Genomic DNA, 13,770 nt, shown 5'->3' with positions numbered 1-13,770 from the left:
CATGTCTGGTGGATATCAGCGTGGCAGTGGTGACGGTCTGGATGGTCTGGTTCAGCAGATCAACGAGATCAAGCGTCGTCTGCGTGAGTTGGAGATCCCGTCTGGTACGCAGAACGCATCCCTGGTGGCTCAGGTGCAGGCAAAGCTTGCCGAACTGACGGAGACGGTCGAAGAACTCGTGGAGTCCGCGATGGACGACTTCTACACCAAGGCTGAGATTGACGCGAAGGTTGCATCACCAGGGGCAATCGCACCGTCCACGGTTACGGCGTCTGGCGCGATCAGCTCAGCAGGCAGCCTGACAGTTGCGGGTGAAGTGCGGATGCCGAACGTGCCAGTCACGATCCTGACGTCGGCGTACTTTGCTACATACGGCAGTACAAGCGACGGTGGGCGCATCGGACACGTCCCCTCGAGTCAGCGGTTCAAGCAGGACATTGCGCCGGCCACGTTGGATCCTGCGACGCTACAAGCGTTGCAAGTGGTGACGTTCAGGTACATCAACGCGGTGGAAGAGCTCGGCGAGGATGCAGACCAGGAGATTGGTCTCATCGCGGAAGAGGTTCACGCTCTTGGCCTGCATTGGCTGGTCTACTACGACGCGGACGGGCTCCCGTTCGGCATCAAGTACGACCGACTGTCATTGGCCTTGCTACCGGTCGTACAGTCGCTGACAAACGATGTGGCGGCGATCAAGACCCTACTGGGGGTATGACCATGGGCTGATTTTGGCTGCAAGTTCGACGCAAAAACAATCCCTAAACTGGGGTTTAGGAACTCGGTTTAGCAACTTGGGTTGTGCCTTAGCGTGGTGGTCATGATGAGAATCTCTGGACCGTTTCCCCCTGTCGATTCCGGGCTCGAGGAGAAGCCAGTCGACGCGAAAACGATGGCCGAGTACCTTGGCGTCTCGGAGTACACGGTGCGGGCTTACGCGCAGAGAGGCGAGATCCCGAGTTTCAGGCTCAGCACTGGCCCACGAGCTCCGCTGCGCTTCTACCTGTCCGAGGTTCGAGCCCACCTCACGCGGCCGGTGGACCCGTTCGCTGCGCCGCGCAGTCGCCGACGCCACAGCAACTAGGACACGCTGAGACACGCCCGTGTTGCACGGGGATTGCACACGACGTTGCACGTTACGCGAAACGCAAGAAACCCCCGGCCTCGCATTTAGCGAATAGCCGGGGGTTTCTCCGTGGTGCACCCCCTGGGACTTGAACCCAGAACCCACTGATTAAGAGTCAGTTGCTCTGCCGATTGAGCTAGAGGTGCGTGATTCGGGGCGATTTTTCGCTTTCCGAACCGAGAGATGACTCTATCAGCACTTTGCGACGAAGCGCGAATCGAGGCCGCGCCGGCGATTCCGCCGGGCGTGTCGGGTCGTTTCGCGACCCGATCGGGGCGAGGCGACGGCTCCGCCGGATAGCCTGTCACGGTGAACGGCGACGCGACCCACTCCCCCAGTTCCGACCTTCCAGACGATCTCACCCCAGACCTCGAGCTCGCCCTCGAACTGGCCGAACTGGCCGACCGAGTCGCACTCGAGCGCTTCCGCTCGGCCGATCTCGAGATCGCGACGAAACCCGACCGCACGTTCGTGACGGAGTCCGACCTCGCCGTCGAGCGAGCGATCCGCGACCGGCTCGCCGAGGCTCGCCCCGACGACGGCATCCTCGGCGAGGAGTTCGGCCGCGAGGACCGCGGCTCGCGTCAGTGGATCGTCGACCCGATCGACGGCACCTCGAACTTCCTCCGCGGAGTTCCCGTGTGGGGTGCGCTCGTCTCGCTCGTGATCGACGGCGTCCCGGTGGTCGGGGTCGCGTCGATGCCGACGTTCGGCCGGCGCTGGTGGGCTGCTCGCGGCCTCGGCGCCTGGACGAACGAACCCGGGTCGGCCGACGCGCCGGCCCGCCGCATCCGCGTCTCGGGGGTCGCCGACCTCGCCGACGCCTCGCTGAGCTTCCAGAGCATCGCCCAGTGGCGCGAGGCGGGTCGCCTGCCGGCGCTGCTCGCCCTGGGCGAGGCCGTGTGGCGCGATCGCGCGTACGGCGACCTCTGGTCGTACATGCTGCTCGCCGAGGGACTCGTCGACATCGTCGGGGAGTTCGACGTGAAGGAATACGACCTCGCCGCGCTCGTGCCGATCGTCGAGGAGGCCGGCGGCCGCTTCACCTCGGCCGACGGCGCGCCGGGCCACGCGCACGGCTCGTCGCTCGCGACGAACGGTCACCTGCACGACCAGGTGCTCGCGATCATCGCCCGGCCCGCGGCATCCGAGAACCCCACCGAGAGGAACGCATGACCGACGCGACCGTGGCGCGCCCCGCCTTCGAGGTCTGCCTGTTCACCGAACCGCAGCAGGGTGCGAGCTACGACACGCAGCTCGCCCACGCGTCGGCGGCCGAACGCTTCGGGTTCGACGGCTGGTTCCGCTCCGACCACTACCTGCGCATGGGCGGAGGCGACCCGCTGCCGGGGCCGACGGATGCCTGGACTACCCTCGCCGGGCTCGCCCGCGAGACGAGCCGCATCCGCCTCGGCACGCTCGTCTCCTCGGTGACGTACCGCGTGCCGGCGATCCTCGCGATCCAGGTCGCGCAGGTCGATCGGATGTCGGGCGGCCGCGCCGAGCTCGGACTCGGCACGGGCTGGTTCGCCGAGGAGCACGCCGCCTACGGCATCCCGTTCCCCGACAAGCGGTTCGGCCTGCTCGAGGAGCAGCTCGCCGTCGTGACGGGACTCTGGGCGACGCCGGAGGGATCGACGTTCGATTTCACCGGCGAGCACTACGCGCTCGATGGCTCGCCCGCCCTGCCGAAGCCCGCGCAGCCTCGTGTGCCCGTCATCGTGGGCGGCGGCGGCCCGAAGCGCACGCCGGCGCTCGCGGCGCGCTACGCGACCGAGTTCAACATCGGCTTCCGCGACGAACGCGAGATCGCCGAGCGGTTCGACGGCGTCCGCCGAGCCTGCGAGGCGATCGACCGCGACCCCGCGACGCTCAAGCTCTCGGTCGCCCTGCCGACCGTCGTCGCCACCGACTACGCCACGTACCTCCGCCGGCTCGCGGCCATCGACGCCGACCCCGACACCTTCGCCGAGGTCAACGTCGCCGGCACGCCCGCCGCCGCGATCGAGAAGGTCGAACGCCTGCGAGCACTCGGCGCCGACCGGGTCTACCTGCAGACGGTCGACCAGCTCGACCTCGAGCACGTCGAACTGCTCGGCACCGAGGTGCTCCCCCACCTCGGAGGGCGCGCGTGAGCGAGCCCTCCGAGCTGCCCGAAGACCCCGATCACGAGGTCGCGCCCGGCCTCTACGAGCACTACAAGGGCCACCGCTACGAGGTGCTCGAGCTCGCGCGGCACTCGGAGACCGAGGAGTGGTTCGTCGTCTACCGCGCCCTCTACGGCGAGCGGGGCGTCTGGATCCGACCGCTCGTCATGTTCGCCGAGACGATCGAGGTCGACGGCGCACGCGTACCGCGGTTCCGGCGGGTCGAGTCGGCGTAGCGCACAGACCGGCCACGCGAGCGGATGCCCCCGACAGCCGCCGGCGGCATCCGCTCGCGTTCCGTTCAGCCCTTCGGATGCCGAGGCGACCGCCTGCTGATCGCGACGCCGAGGAGGCAGAGCGCGCCGCCGACCATGCCGAGCAGGGTGGGCAGTTCGCCGAGCAGGAGCCAGCTCAGCAGCACCACGATCGCCGGCACGGCGAGGGTGGCCGATGCGGTGAGCCCGGCGGGGCTTCGCTGGAGCACGTACGCCCAGAGCAGGAACGCCACCGCCGAAGGGAAGATGCCGAGGTAGACCGTGGCCCAGATCGCGGGCGCCGGTGCCGAGGTGAACTCGCCGACGGCCTGCGGCAGGAACGGCAGGAGCACGGTCGCGCCGATCGCGCAGCCGACCCAGGTGGCGCTGAGCGCATCGGCGGTTCTCAGTGCGACCTTCTGCACGAGCACGCCGAGTGCGTAGAGCACGGCCGCGAGGATGCCGAGGGCGATGCCGAGCGGGTCGCTGTGCGCGCCGATGCCGCCGGTCGCGATGATCACGACGCCGACGAACGCGACCAGCATGCCGATCATGAGCGATCGCGGGAACCCCTCCTTGAGGAACGCTCCGGCCGCGAGCGCGACGAGCAGCGGCGCGATGTTCACGAGCATGGCAGCGGTGCCCGCGTCGAGGTGGCGCTCGGCGAGGTTCAGCACGAGCGTGTAGCCCGCGAACCAGAGCACGCCGTAGAGGGCGATGAGCGCGAGCGTCCGCCCGCGCGGCAGCGGCGGCCGACGGATCAGCGCGACGACGACGAGCGCGGCCGTGCCGACCAGCTGGCGCCCGAGGGCGAGCGGGCCGGGCGAGATCGCGTCGCCGACGAATCGGATCGCGATGAACGCCGACGCCCACAGCACGAGCACGACGGCCATGGCGCCGAGCACGTGCCATCCGGCCGGCGACGGCGACGGCGACGGCGACGGCGACGGCGACGGCGACGGGACGGTCTCCGCGTTGGTCGCGGGTTTCGAGACGGAGTTCTCGGCTGACGTCTCGGCGGGGGTCTCAGCGGGGGTGTTGCGCATGCGCTCCAGCCTGCCCATCACGACACCTCAGCACAAGCGGACGATCATTGGCATTCGTGAAGCAAGACTGTACGGTCGTTGTATGGTCGATCCGCATCGCCTCCATGTGTTCCGGGCCGTCGTGCAGACCGGCTCGATCAACCGGGCCGCTGTGCGCCTCGGCTACACGGCCTCGGCCGTGAGCCAGCACGTGAGCGCGCTACAGCGCGAGACCGGCCTGACCCTCGTCGAACGGCGCGGGCGCGGCATCGTGGCGACCGCGGCCGGCGTCGCCGTCGCCGAGCGGGCGGGCCGGGTGCTCGACCACCTCGCCGACTTCGACGGCGTCGTCGACGACCTTCGCACGGGGCGCACGGGCACCCTGCGCATCGGCACGTTCTCGTCGGCCAACCGCGCCTGGCTGCCGCGCGTCGTCGCCGCGCTCACCGAGGAGTTCCCGCAACTGCGCCTCGAACTCACGATGATCGAGCACCGCGGGCAGCTCACCGGAGATCCCGACCTCGAGATCTACGTCGCCGAGTCCGTGCGCGCCGACCGCGACCCGACCGCGGCCGAGGGGGCCGCCGACGCGTACGACCTCGAGCCGCTGCGCGTCGAGGACTACGTCGTCGTCGTGCCGTCGCGGCATCCGCTCGCCGGTCGGGCCTCGGTCGACCTCGCCGACCTCGCCGACGAGCCGTGGATCGACAACGACCACAGCCGCGGACCCTGCCGCGAGATCGTGATGTCCGCGGCGGCCTCGGCCGGCTTCGCGCCCCGGTTCCGCCTCCAGGCACCCGACTACACGAGCGCGTTCGACTACGTCGAGCAGGGCGTCGGCGTCACGGTGCTCCCCCGCCTGGGCGCGATCGCGCTGCCGCCCGGCACCGTGATGATCCCGATCCGGGATGCCGCGGCCCGCCGTCGCATCATGCTGCGCGTCAAGCGCTCGATGCGCACCAACCCGGCCGTGATGCGCGCGAGCGCGTTGCTGCGCGCGGCATCCGCCCCGACCGACTGACCGGGGCGGATGTCGCGCGACACCGTCACCTCGAGGTGCAGGCACGCCCGTTCAACGAGAACTGCCACGGCTCGGTCGCCGCGCCGAACCCGGTGACGACGAGCAGCGTCTTCTTGCCCGGCGCGAGCTCGGCGAGGCGCTTGGGTGCGTCGACCTTCATGTCGGCGCCATGCTGCGCGTACGACCCGCCGAGCACGCCGGTGACGCGTTGTGCGCCGTCGAAGCTCCATGCGAGGCGCCACGGGTCGATCGCGGTGGTGCCGCGGTTCTCGAGCACGAGCACGGCCGCGAACCCGCGCCCGATCTTCGTTCCCTTGACGGCGACGTCGCACGCGAGGGGCGCGATCGACGGAGCTGCGAGCGAGACGAGCTCGCGCGCCTGCTGCGCGAACCACTGGCCGGCTGCCGGGTCCTCAATGCCGCGCGCGGGGTCGAGCGGGCCCGCCGTGCCGCGGTAGCACTTGCCGTCGGACTCGCCCGGAACCTTGATCCAGAGGTACGCGTCGACGAGCGGCACACCGGTCTCGGTGCTCGGCTGCACGCCGAGGCCGCGGGCGGGCGGGTTGCACCAGTCCTCGTGCGTCGGGTACGTGTCGGCGGGGTACTGCCACGGCCCGCGTCCGTTGCGACTCGTGTCGATCACGAAGTGCGTGGTCGGTTCCGTGCCGCCCAGGATGGATCGGTAGCGCGAATCGACGCCACTCGTGTTCTCCGCCGGGTTGACGGCGCCCGCGCTCCACTCGGCGTACTGGGTCATCGCGACGCCCTGCCAGCCCGTGTCGGGCCCGCCGTTCCAGTATTGATTGCCGCACTGCTCGAACGCAGCGGGCACCGGGTTCACCTCGGTCGCGTACGCGATGCACGACGAGACCCACGTGCCGAAGGCCGTCGAGTTCGCCGTGAACTGGTAGTTCGAGGCGTTCAGGAAGAACCCGTCGGCGCGCTCGACGCCGGCCTTGATGAGCCGGTCGGAGATCTCGCCGACGTTGAGCCAGCTCGCTCCGGTTCCGTCGAGGTAGACGGAGGTCGCGGCGCCGGCCTTCAGGCGATCGACCGCGCCGTTCAGCTGAACGAACCGGTCGGAGGCCGCCGTGGCCGGGTCGAGCTCGGCGGGCTGACACCACTCCCGCACGCCGTCGAGGGTCGTGTAGTGCGGGATGATGCCGACGCCGTCGGGCTCGAGGATCACGGATGCCGGTCGCCCGCCGATGCCCGCGACGACCCCGTCGACCCACGCGAGGTAGTCCGCAGTGCTCGCGGCACCACCGGCGGAGTACTGCGCGCAGTCGCGGAACGGCAGGTTGTAGACCACGATCACGGGCATCTCGCCGCGTGCCGTCGAGCGGTCGACGATCGTGTCGACGGCGGCCTGAGCCTCGGCGGGCGTGCCCTTGGTGATCCACGATCCCGACGGGATGCTGCCGAGCAGCTGCGCGTCGGCTCGGGCTCGACCGCCGAGCTGCTGCGCGGCCTCGAGCGTCGTGCTGAAGGGGTCGACGTAGAGCGTCGCCCCCGCAAGGCCGTCGGGCTCGGCGGCGCCGGCGGGCGAGGCCACCGCCGTCAGGGTCGCGGCCACGAGGCCGGCCGCGGCGACCGCCGCCCACGGTCGCCAGCAGTATCGGGCATCGGATGTCATCGTCACGCTCCATTGATCTTCATCGACCACTGCGCGCCGAGGCGGCAGGGAACATCGGCCCTCCACGTCGTGAGAGCGCTCTCACCATCGAGAGCGATCCTCACGATTCCGTGAACCGGTGCCCCCTGTCAAGGGGACACGTCGAGACGACCGCCGAACGAGACGACGAGAGGCCGCCCCGAAGGGCGGCCTCTCGTCGAGTTCCGCAACGTGCGACAACGACTGATGGTGGAGATGGGGGGAATTGAACCCCCGTCCATCGCTGAGTTTCCACGCCTTCTCCGGGCGCATCCTGTGCAAGCGTTCTGCTCGGCCCCGACCTTTGCCACAGGCACCTAAGTCGACAGGCCCAGCCTGAAGAAAGTCCCGTACGGCGCTCAGGCGACGACGCACAGCGAGTTTCCTAGATGACGCCAGCGACCGGGGCGGAAACGAACCCGGGCTGACGGACTATCGGACTCGCTTAAGCAGCGAGGGCGAAGTCAGACTGCGTCTTATTGGCAGTTATTGTTTTCCAGAGATCGTTTACGAGATAACCCTGGATCCTCGGCCCGCTTCTCGTGGGTACACAGACGATGTCGAAACCGATCATCCCCATGTCGCACCGCCCGGTCGTACCGGTTCGGCGAGCCGTTGTCGCACGCTGTGGAGTTTTCAATGCCGCCTGAACCGAAGTGCACGCGGCCTTACAGAGTACAACAGCCTGCGCGGCCTGTCATTCCCGACGCCGGTTCTGCGCGACATCCGCCTCGTTCAGTGAACGGATGCCGCGCCGAACGGATGCCGACTCGAACCGCTGCCGCCTCGAACCGCTGCCGCACGGTGCCGCAGGGTGGCCGGGCATCGTTCATCGGCCCGTAACCCACGAGGAGCGCCCAGCACGTAGCGTCCCCACATGACCAGGATGCACGCGACCGAGGAGCGCACGCCGGCGTCGAGCAGACGGGCGAGGCGGCCGTGCCCGGCATGATCGGCCGCGTCGACCCGTTCATCGGCACCGAGGCGACGGACCTGCCGCCGCGGTCGGGGCTCGCGGCGACCTGGTGGTGGCCGAAGCCGCAGGTCGGCAACACGCATCCGGGTGCGACGTATCCGCTCGGCATGGTCTCGGCGTGCGCGTACTCGGGGGCGTATCCCACGGGGTACGGGCGCTACGACCTCGGCACCGAAGGGCTGCCGGTCGCGATCCACGACCGGGCCGTGGCATCCGGATTCACGCACTTCCAGCAGTCGGGCACCGGCGCGATCCGGAAGTACTACAATTACTTCCGGGTGACGCCCATGATCGAGCCGCTCGACGAGCTCGGGCGGCAGTGGGAGATCGCCGATGAGACGGCCGAACCCGGGTACTACGGCGCGACCCTCGAGAACGGCATCCGCGCCGAGCTGACCGTGGGGCCCAAGAGCGCGGTGCACCGCTACACCTTCCCGCGGCACCGCAATGCGCGCGTCGTGATCGACTTCTCGCTCGGCGGACTCGGCATCCCCTACGGCGAGACCATCCCGCTGCGCGCGAAGCTCGAGTCGATCGGGCCGGGCGTCGCGCAGGGCGAGATCGTCGTCGAGGGCACCCCGCTCGCCGTCTACATCGAGTGCGACGCGAGTTCATGGCGGCAGATGCTCTGGTACGACCGACGCCTGATGCCGGGCGGCACGCGGCTCGCATTCGACCACATCCGGCCGACGACCCTGCGCCCGTTCGGGCTCATGTGGGCCGGGCCGAGCGAGCCCGGCCAGTCGATCGAGGTGCGGATCGGCTTCTCGCTGCGGGGCGTCGAGCAGGCGAAGGCGAACCTGCGGGCCGACTGCGGCGAGGGGCATGCCCGATTCGCTCCGCGTCGAGAGCGCACGCGCAAGACCTGGCGGCGCCAGCTGAAGACGATCGCGGTCGACGCGACCAGCGCCGAGCGCGACACGGTGTTCACGACGGCGCTCTACCACTCGCTCATCAAGCCGTGTCTCGCGCCCGAGGAGAGCCCGTTCTGGCCGACCGACGGCCCGTTCGTGTTCGACCTCTCGACGATGTGGGACATCTACCGCACGCAGCTGCCGCTCATCACGGCGGTCATGCCGGAGCGCGCGGTCGAACTCGGCACGGCGCTGCTCACCATCTGCGAGGAGGAGGGCAACTTCCCGATCGGGTATCGGATGGCGCGGGGCAGCGACCGGTTCTCCCGCCAGGGCAGTGCCCTCGCGCAGACCTTCCTCGCCGACCTCTGCCAGCTCGAGCTGCCGGGCGTCGACTGGGACTGGGCGCTCGTGCACATGCACGCCGACCTCCGGCGCACGTACGGCGAGGACTTCCTCCTGCGGGGCCACGCGCATCCGATCAGCCACACGCTCGATCTCGCATTCGGGTACTGGTGCACGGCGAAGGTCGCCGAGCGCGTGGGCGACCCGGCGCTCGTCGAGCAGTTCCTCGGGCTCGCGTCACGCTGGCGCAACGCGTTCGACCCCGAGACCGGCCTCCTCGTGGACTCGACGTTCTACGAGGGCAGCCGGTACAACTACTCGTTCCGCCTGCTGCACGACATGCGCGGGCGCATCGACCTGGCCGGAGGTGACGACCGCTTCGTCGGCATGCTCGACCGATTCTTCGGGTTCGGCGCCGACCCCGTGCGCCAGCCGGGGCTGCAGCCGGGCCTCGATGAGATCATGGCGGGCTACGCGCTCGGCCGGTTCGAAGGCATGAACAACGAGCCCGACATGGACGCCCCGTGGGCGTACCACTACGCCGGACGCCCCGACCGCACGGCCGAGGTCGTGCACGCCGCCGTGCAGCAGCAGTTCGGCACGGGCCGCGGCGGGCTGCCGGGCAACGACGACTCCGGCGGGCTGAGCTCCTGGTACGTGTGGGCGTCGCTCGGGCTCTTCCCCGTCGCCGGTCAGAACCTGTTCCTCGTGAACGCCCCGGCGCACGCCGAGAGCCGCATCGCGATGAGCGGCGGCGACCTCGCGATCGAGACGAAGGGGTTCGTCGATCCGCGGCACGACGGCCCCGCGCAGTACGTGCAGCGCGTCTCGCTGAACGGCGATCCGGTCGAACGCACGTGGCTCCGCGGCGACGAGGTGCATCGCGGCGGCCGATTACTCGTCGAGCTCGGGCCCGAGCCGGGCGCATGGGGTGCGAACTCCCGTCCGCCTTCGACCCCGAGCGGATGACCCGGGCACCACTGTCAGCGCTGAAAGGAACCATCATGACCGGCACACCACGCAACCGTCTCGTCATCGTCAATCGCGCCGACCCCGTGATCTGCGGGCACTCGGTCGAGGGACGCAACCTCGCCGAGGCCGCGATCGAACGCGGATTCGACGAGGTGCGCATCGTCACCTGGCCGATCGAGCGACTGCAGGCGACGGGGCTCCCACTGAAGCCCCTCGACACGATGCTGCCCTACAGCGAGGGCATCTTCGTCGAACGCCCCGACCCGGTGGGCGACTACAAGGTGCCCGACGGGCGATATCTCGCCGGCCTGACCGGGCGCCTCATCGAACTGTTCACCGACGGCGTGCCGACGGTGTGCCTCTCGCTCTACCTGAGCCCGCACACCATCGCCGTGGCCGATGCCGTGCGCGCCGCCTGGAACACCGGGCTGCCCGTCAACGTCACGACCATCGCCGAGGCCGTGGGGTCGGATGTCACGAACGTCGTGCGTTCGTGCGTCGACGAGGGCCGCTTCGGCGCCGCGGCGCACGTGCTCTCGAGCTACCTCTCGCAGGACCACTGCGTGGCGGTCTCGGAGTACACCCGCGACCTCATCGTGAGCTCGGCCGCCGAGATCGATGCGGAGCACGGCACGGCCTTCGCCGAGCAGTGCAGCCGCCGCATCGACATCTCGTACCCGGCGATCGACACGTCGGCGTACCTCGACCTCGACCCGGCGGTGATCGAGGCGACCCTCGCGATGCGCGGCCTCGAACGCGACGGGTACGTGCTGTTCCTCTCCCGCCTGACGAAGGCGAAGGGCGTCGACGACCTCATCCGAGGCTTCGAGCGCACGGCGGCGAACGGGCGGCTGAAGCTCGTGATCGTCGGTCGCGGGCCCGAAGAGCAGGCGTTGCGCGAGTTCGCGGCGGCATCCGTCGTCGCCGATCGCATCGTGTTCTTGGACGACGTCGACGACGCCGAGAAGCCGTACCTCATGGCCGGGTGCGCGACGTACGTGCTGCCGAGCAAACCGCGACCCGAGTTCGTCGAGACGTTCGGCATCGCGCTCGCCGAGCAGATGCTCGCGGGCGGCGGTGCCGTCATCACGACCGACACGGGCGGCATCATCGAGGCCGTCGGCTCGCACGCGACCATCGTGCCCGTCGAGGATCCGGATGCCATCGCCGCCGCGATCGACGCCGCACTCGCCCTCTCCCCCGCCGAACGCGCCGAACGCGCGGCTGCGGCCCGGGCGTACGCGCTGCAGTTCGACCGCGGCGTGGTGTTCGAACGACTCTTCGACCGAGCGGGGGCGTTGCCGGCACGGCTGCCCGTGTGAGGTGCGGCCGTTCGGCGCGGCTGTCGGGGACGCGCCCTAGGCTGGCCTCGGCCGCACTCGTGCGGGCCTCGGGCCGCCCCACCGGCGCCCGCCGTCGAGAGGGGACCCCATGCCGACCACCATCGCCGTCACCGGCCGCGCCGAAGAGCGCATCGCCCCCGAGCTCGCGGCCGTGACCCTGTCGGTCGGCGGTTCGGGCGGGTCCCGCGACGACGTCCTGGCTCGCACTCGGGCCGCCCACGAGCGCCTGCTTGCGGCGGTTCGCGAGCTCGAGGCATCCGGCGCTCTCGAGAGCTGGTCGGCGCCGCAGTTGCGCGTCTGGTCGCAGCGTCCGTGGAACGCCGAGGGCCGGCAGTTGCCGCTCGTGCACGAGGCGCGTGCCGACGTCGAGGTGGTGTTCCGCGACCTCGCCAGGCTCGGCGAGTGGCTCGGCGACGCGGCGACCTCCGACGAGCTCACCATCGGCGGCGTCGATTGGCGATTGACGGATGCCACGCGCCGCGGCGCCCAAGAGGCTGCGCAGCGGGGTGCGGTCGCCGTTGCGATCGCGAAGGCCGGTGTCTACGCGTCGGCGCTCGGACTCGGTGCGCCGGAGGTCGTCGAGCTCTCGGACCACGGCCTGCTCGGATCCCAGCCGTCGCCGATGCCCAAGGCCATGATGATGCGGGCCGTGGCCGACCAGGGCGGTGGCGGATCGACCGAGTTCGCACCGCTCGATCTCGTGATCGAGGCGTCCGTCGACGCCAGGTTCACGGCCGACGCGGGCTGACCGACGACGGACCGCGACCCGGCGGCCGACGACCTCGGCCGGCCTCAGTCGGCGTCGACGAGCAGGTGCTCGAGGCGTGCGAGCTCGTCGAGGGTGAGCCCCGACGCGAGCAGGTACTCGCGTGCCGACCCGTGCGCCCGCTCGATCGTCTCGATGGCGCCCTCGATGGCCTCGCGCGGGCTGCCGCCCATGAGCGTGCGCAGCGCGGGGCTGTCGGGCACGCCGTAGCGGCCGATCAGCTCGATCATCTCTTCGAGCCACTCGCCCGCGAGGTTGCCCTCGGTGCGCGCGTAGTCCTCGATGACGGCGTCGCGGTCGACGCCGACCGCGAGCAGCGTGATCGCGATGACGACACCCGTTCGGTCCTTGCCGGCCGTGCAGTGCACGAGCACGCTGCGATCGCCCGCACTCGCGATCTCGCGCACGGCGTCGACCACGATCGGCGCGTGCTGCGTCACGATGCGGTCGTACAGCGCCTCGAGCGAGATGCCCGCCGCGCCCTGGGAGGCCCCGGAGCCCTCGAAGACCGGCAGCCGGAGCACCTCGACGTCGAGCCCGTCGAGGTCGTCGGGCATGCGCGCCGCCTCCTGCTCGTCGCGGAGGTCGATGATGATGCCGACGCCGAGGTCGCGAAGCTGGTCGCGCCCCTCGTCGCCGAGGCGGTACAGGCCGTCGGAGCGGAACAGCACGCCGTCGCGGATCGTGCCGGTCGAGGCGGGAAGCCCGCCGACGTCGCGGAAGTTGAAGGTGCCGGCAACTGGGATTCGGGTCGGGGTCTCCATCGCGTCGAGCCTACCCCCGGCCTCCGACCGTCGGCTCAGTCGCCGAGGTTGCGGCGACTCGAGATGGCACGGTCGGACTCGCGCTTGTCCTGCTTCTCGCGCAGCGCCTGGCGCTTGTCGTACTCGCGCTTGCCCTTGGCGACCGCGATCTCGACCTTGGCCCGACCGTCGGCGAAGTAGATCTGCAGCGGAACGAGCGTGTACCCGCCCTGCGCGGTGCGGTGGCTGATCTTCACGATCTCCTGCTTGTGCAGCAGGAGCTTGCGCTTGCGCCTCGGCGAGTGGTTGTTCCACGTGCCCTCGGTGTACTGCGGGATGTGCACCGCGTCGAGCCACATCTCGCCGCCGTCGATGAACGCGTACCCATCGACGAGCGACGCGCGCCCCTCGCGGAGCGACTTCACCTCGGTTCCGGTGAGCACGATGCCCGCCTCGTAGGTGTCCTCGATCGTGTAGTCGTGGCGCGCCTTGCGGTTGGTCGCCACCACCTTCTGACCGCGTTCCCTGGGCACGGCATGCTCCTTCT

13 protein-coding genes, 1 tRNA gene and 1 other RNA gene are annotated in these 13,770 nt (G+C 69.9%); 9 read left to right on the top strand and 6 right to left on the bottom strand.

Going from position 1 to position 13,770, the window contains the following annotated elements; genetic code table 11:
- Window position 1: 1 nt before the first annotated feature.
- Both ATC03_RS07925 and ATC03_RS21250 read left to right on the top strand, forming a co-directional pair.
- Entirely contained in the window at window positions 2-715 is a 714-nt protein-coding gene (locus ATC03_RS07925) for a tail fiber domain-containing protein (RefSeq protein WP_067875284.1), read from the top strand.
- A 102-nt stretch (window positions 716-817) separates the two neighbouring features.
- Complete coding sequence (locus ATC03_RS21250) at window positions 818-1,081, top strand: helix-turn-helix domain-containing protein (RefSeq protein ID WP_152030896.1); 264 nt, start codon at window positions 818-820, stop codon at window positions 1,079-1,081.
- Window positions 1,082-1,193: 112 nt separating this feature from the next.
- Here the strand turns inward: ATC03_RS21250 and ATC03_RS07915 are convergent.
- Window positions 1,194-1,269 (bottom strand) — tRNA-Lys (locus tag ATC03_RS07915).
- 163 nt (window positions 1,270-1,432) lie between these two features.
- On the opposite strand from ATC03_RS07915, the gene ATC03_RS07910 reads away from it, so the two are divergent.
- Genes ATC03_RS07910 through ATC03_RS07900 form a run of 3 tightly spaced genes read left to right on the top strand, consistent with a single transcriptional unit; the run spans window position 1,433 to window position 3,506 of the window.
- Window positions 1,433-2,299, top strand: coding sequence for an inositol monophosphatase family protein (locus ATC03_RS07910; protein ID WP_067875279.1), 867 nt, complete (start codon window positions 1,433-1,435; stop codon window positions 2,297-2,299).
- Window positions 2,296-3,258 (top strand): LLM class F420-dependent oxidoreductase, encoded by a 963-nt coding sequence (locus ATC03_RS07905; protein WP_067875276.1) that lies wholly within the window; start codon window positions 2,296-2,298, stop codon window positions 3,256-3,258. The genes ATC03_RS07910 and ATC03_RS07905 overlap by 4 nt, the downstream gene beginning before the upstream one ends.
- Window positions 3,255-3,506 carry a DUF1653 domain-containing protein gene (locus tag ATC03_RS07900; protein WP_227820258.1) on the top strand — a complete coding sequence of 84 codons (252 nt, stop codon included), beginning with the start codon at window positions 3,255-3,257 and terminating at the stop codon, window positions 3,504-3,506. The genes ATC03_RS07905 and ATC03_RS07900 overlap by 4 nt, the downstream gene beginning before the upstream one ends.
- A 65-nt stretch (window positions 3,507-3,571) precedes the next feature.
- Here ATC03_RS07900 and ATC03_RS07895 read toward each other — a convergent pair whose 3' ends face one another.
- Entirely contained in the window at window positions 3,572-4,570 is a 999-nt protein-coding gene (locus ATC03_RS07895; protein ID WP_198168716.1) for a DMT family transporter, read from the bottom strand.
- Window positions 4,571-4,652: 82 nt separating this feature from the next.
- On the opposite strand from ATC03_RS07895, the gene ATC03_RS07890 reads away from it, so the two are divergent.
- Window positions 4,653-5,570, top strand: coding sequence for a LysR family transcriptional regulator (locus tag ATC03_RS07890; protein ID WP_067875273.1), 918 nt, complete (start codon window positions 4,653-4,655; stop codon window positions 5,568-5,570).
- A 25-nt stretch (window positions 5,571-5,595) separates the two neighbouring features.
- On the opposite strand, the gene ATC03_RS07885 is transcribed toward ATC03_RS07890, so the two are convergent.
- Entirely contained in the window at window positions 5,596-7,206 is a 1,611-nt protein-coding gene (locus tag ATC03_RS07885) for a glycoside hydrolase family 6 protein (RefSeq protein WP_084003710.1), read from the bottom strand.
- Window positions 7,207-7,432: 226 nt separating this feature from the next.
- Window positions 7,433-7,802, bottom strand: a transfer-messenger RNA (tmRNA) gene (gene ssrA, locus ATC03_RS07880).
- Between the two features lie 370 nt (window positions 7,803-8,172).
- Here ssrA and ATC03_RS07875 point away from each other — a divergent pair.
- From ATC03_RS07875 to ATC03_RS07865, 3 genes are all read left to right on the top strand, one after another.
- Entirely contained in the window at window positions 8,173-10,368 is a 2,196-nt protein-coding gene (locus ATC03_RS07875; protein WP_067875268.1) for a glycoside hydrolase domain-containing protein, read from the top strand.
- 35 nt (window positions 10,369-10,403) lie between these two features.
- Entirely contained in the window at window positions 10,404-11,693 is a 1,290-nt protein-coding gene (locus ATC03_RS07870; protein WP_067875265.1) for a glycosyltransferase, read from the top strand.
- 109 nt (window positions 11,694-11,802) lie between these two features.
- Entirely contained in the window at window positions 11,803-12,462 is a 660-nt protein-coding gene (locus ATC03_RS07865; RefSeq protein ID WP_067875262.1) for an SIMPL domain-containing protein, read from the top strand.
- A 44-nt stretch (window positions 12,463-12,506) separates the two neighbouring features.
- Here ATC03_RS07865 and ATC03_RS07860 read toward each other — a convergent pair whose 3' ends face one another.
- On the bottom strand, window positions 12,507-13,244 hold the full coding sequence (locus ATC03_RS07860) for a tyrosine-protein phosphatase (protein ID WP_067875259.1): 738 nt from the start codon (window positions 13,242-13,244) through the stop codon (window positions 12,507-12,509).
- Window positions 13,245-13,279: 35 nt separating this feature from the next.
- Window positions 13,280-13,756, bottom strand: a complete 477-nt coding sequence (gene smpB, locus ATC03_RS07855; RefSeq protein ID WP_067875256.1) for an SsrA-binding protein SmpB — start codon at window positions 13,754-13,756, stop codon at window positions 13,280-13,282.
- Between the last annotated feature and the right edge of the window lie 14 nt (window positions 13,757-13,770).

This window comes from Agromyces aureus (assembly GCF_001660485.1).
Classification (GTDB): Bacteria; Actinomycetota; Actinomycetes; order Actinomycetales; family Microbacteriaceae; genus Agromyces; species Agromyces aureus.
This window is presented reverse-complemented; position numbering and strand designations above follow the sequence as displayed.

Coding starts and splice junctions, on each gene's coding strand:
- ATC03_RS07895 (WP_198168716.1), bottom strand. CDS start 4,570: ATGCGCAACACCCCCGCTGAGACCCCCGCCGAGACGTCAGCCGAGAAC.
- ATC03_RS07860 (WP_067875259.1), bottom strand. CDS start 13,244: ATGGAGACCCCGACCCGAATCCCAGTTGCCGGCACCTTCAACTTCCGC.
- ATC03_RS07875 (WP_067875268.1), top strand. CDS start 8,173: ATGATCGGCCGCGTCGACCCGTTCATCGGCACCGAGGCGACGGACCTG.
- ATC03_RS07890 (WP_067875273.1), top strand. CDS start 4,653: ATGGTCGATCCGCATCGCCTCCATGTGTTCCGGGCCGTCGTGCAGACC.
- ATC03_RS07885 (WP_084003710.1), bottom strand. CDS start 7,206: ATGACATCCGATGCCCGATACTGCTGGCGACCGTGGGCGGCGGTCGCC.
- ATC03_RS07925 (WP_067875284.1), top strand. CDS start 2: ATGTCTGGTGGATATCAGCGTGGCAGTGGTGACGGTCTGGATGGTCTG.
- ATC03_RS21250 (WP_152030896.1), top strand. CDS start 818: ATGATGAGAATCTCTGGACCGTTTCCCCCTGTCGATTCCGGGCTCGAG.
- ATC03_RS07865 (WP_067875262.1), top strand. CDS start 11,803: ATGCCGACCACCATCGCCGTCACCGGCCGCGCCGAAGAGCGCATCGCC.
- ATC03_RS07905 (WP_067875276.1), top strand. CDS start 2,296: ATGACCGACGCGACCGTGGCGCGCCCCGCCTTCGAGGTCTGCCTGTTC.
- ATC03_RS07870 (WP_067875265.1), top strand. CDS start 10,404: ATGACCGGCACACCACGCAACCGTCTCGTCATCGTCAATCGCGCCGAC.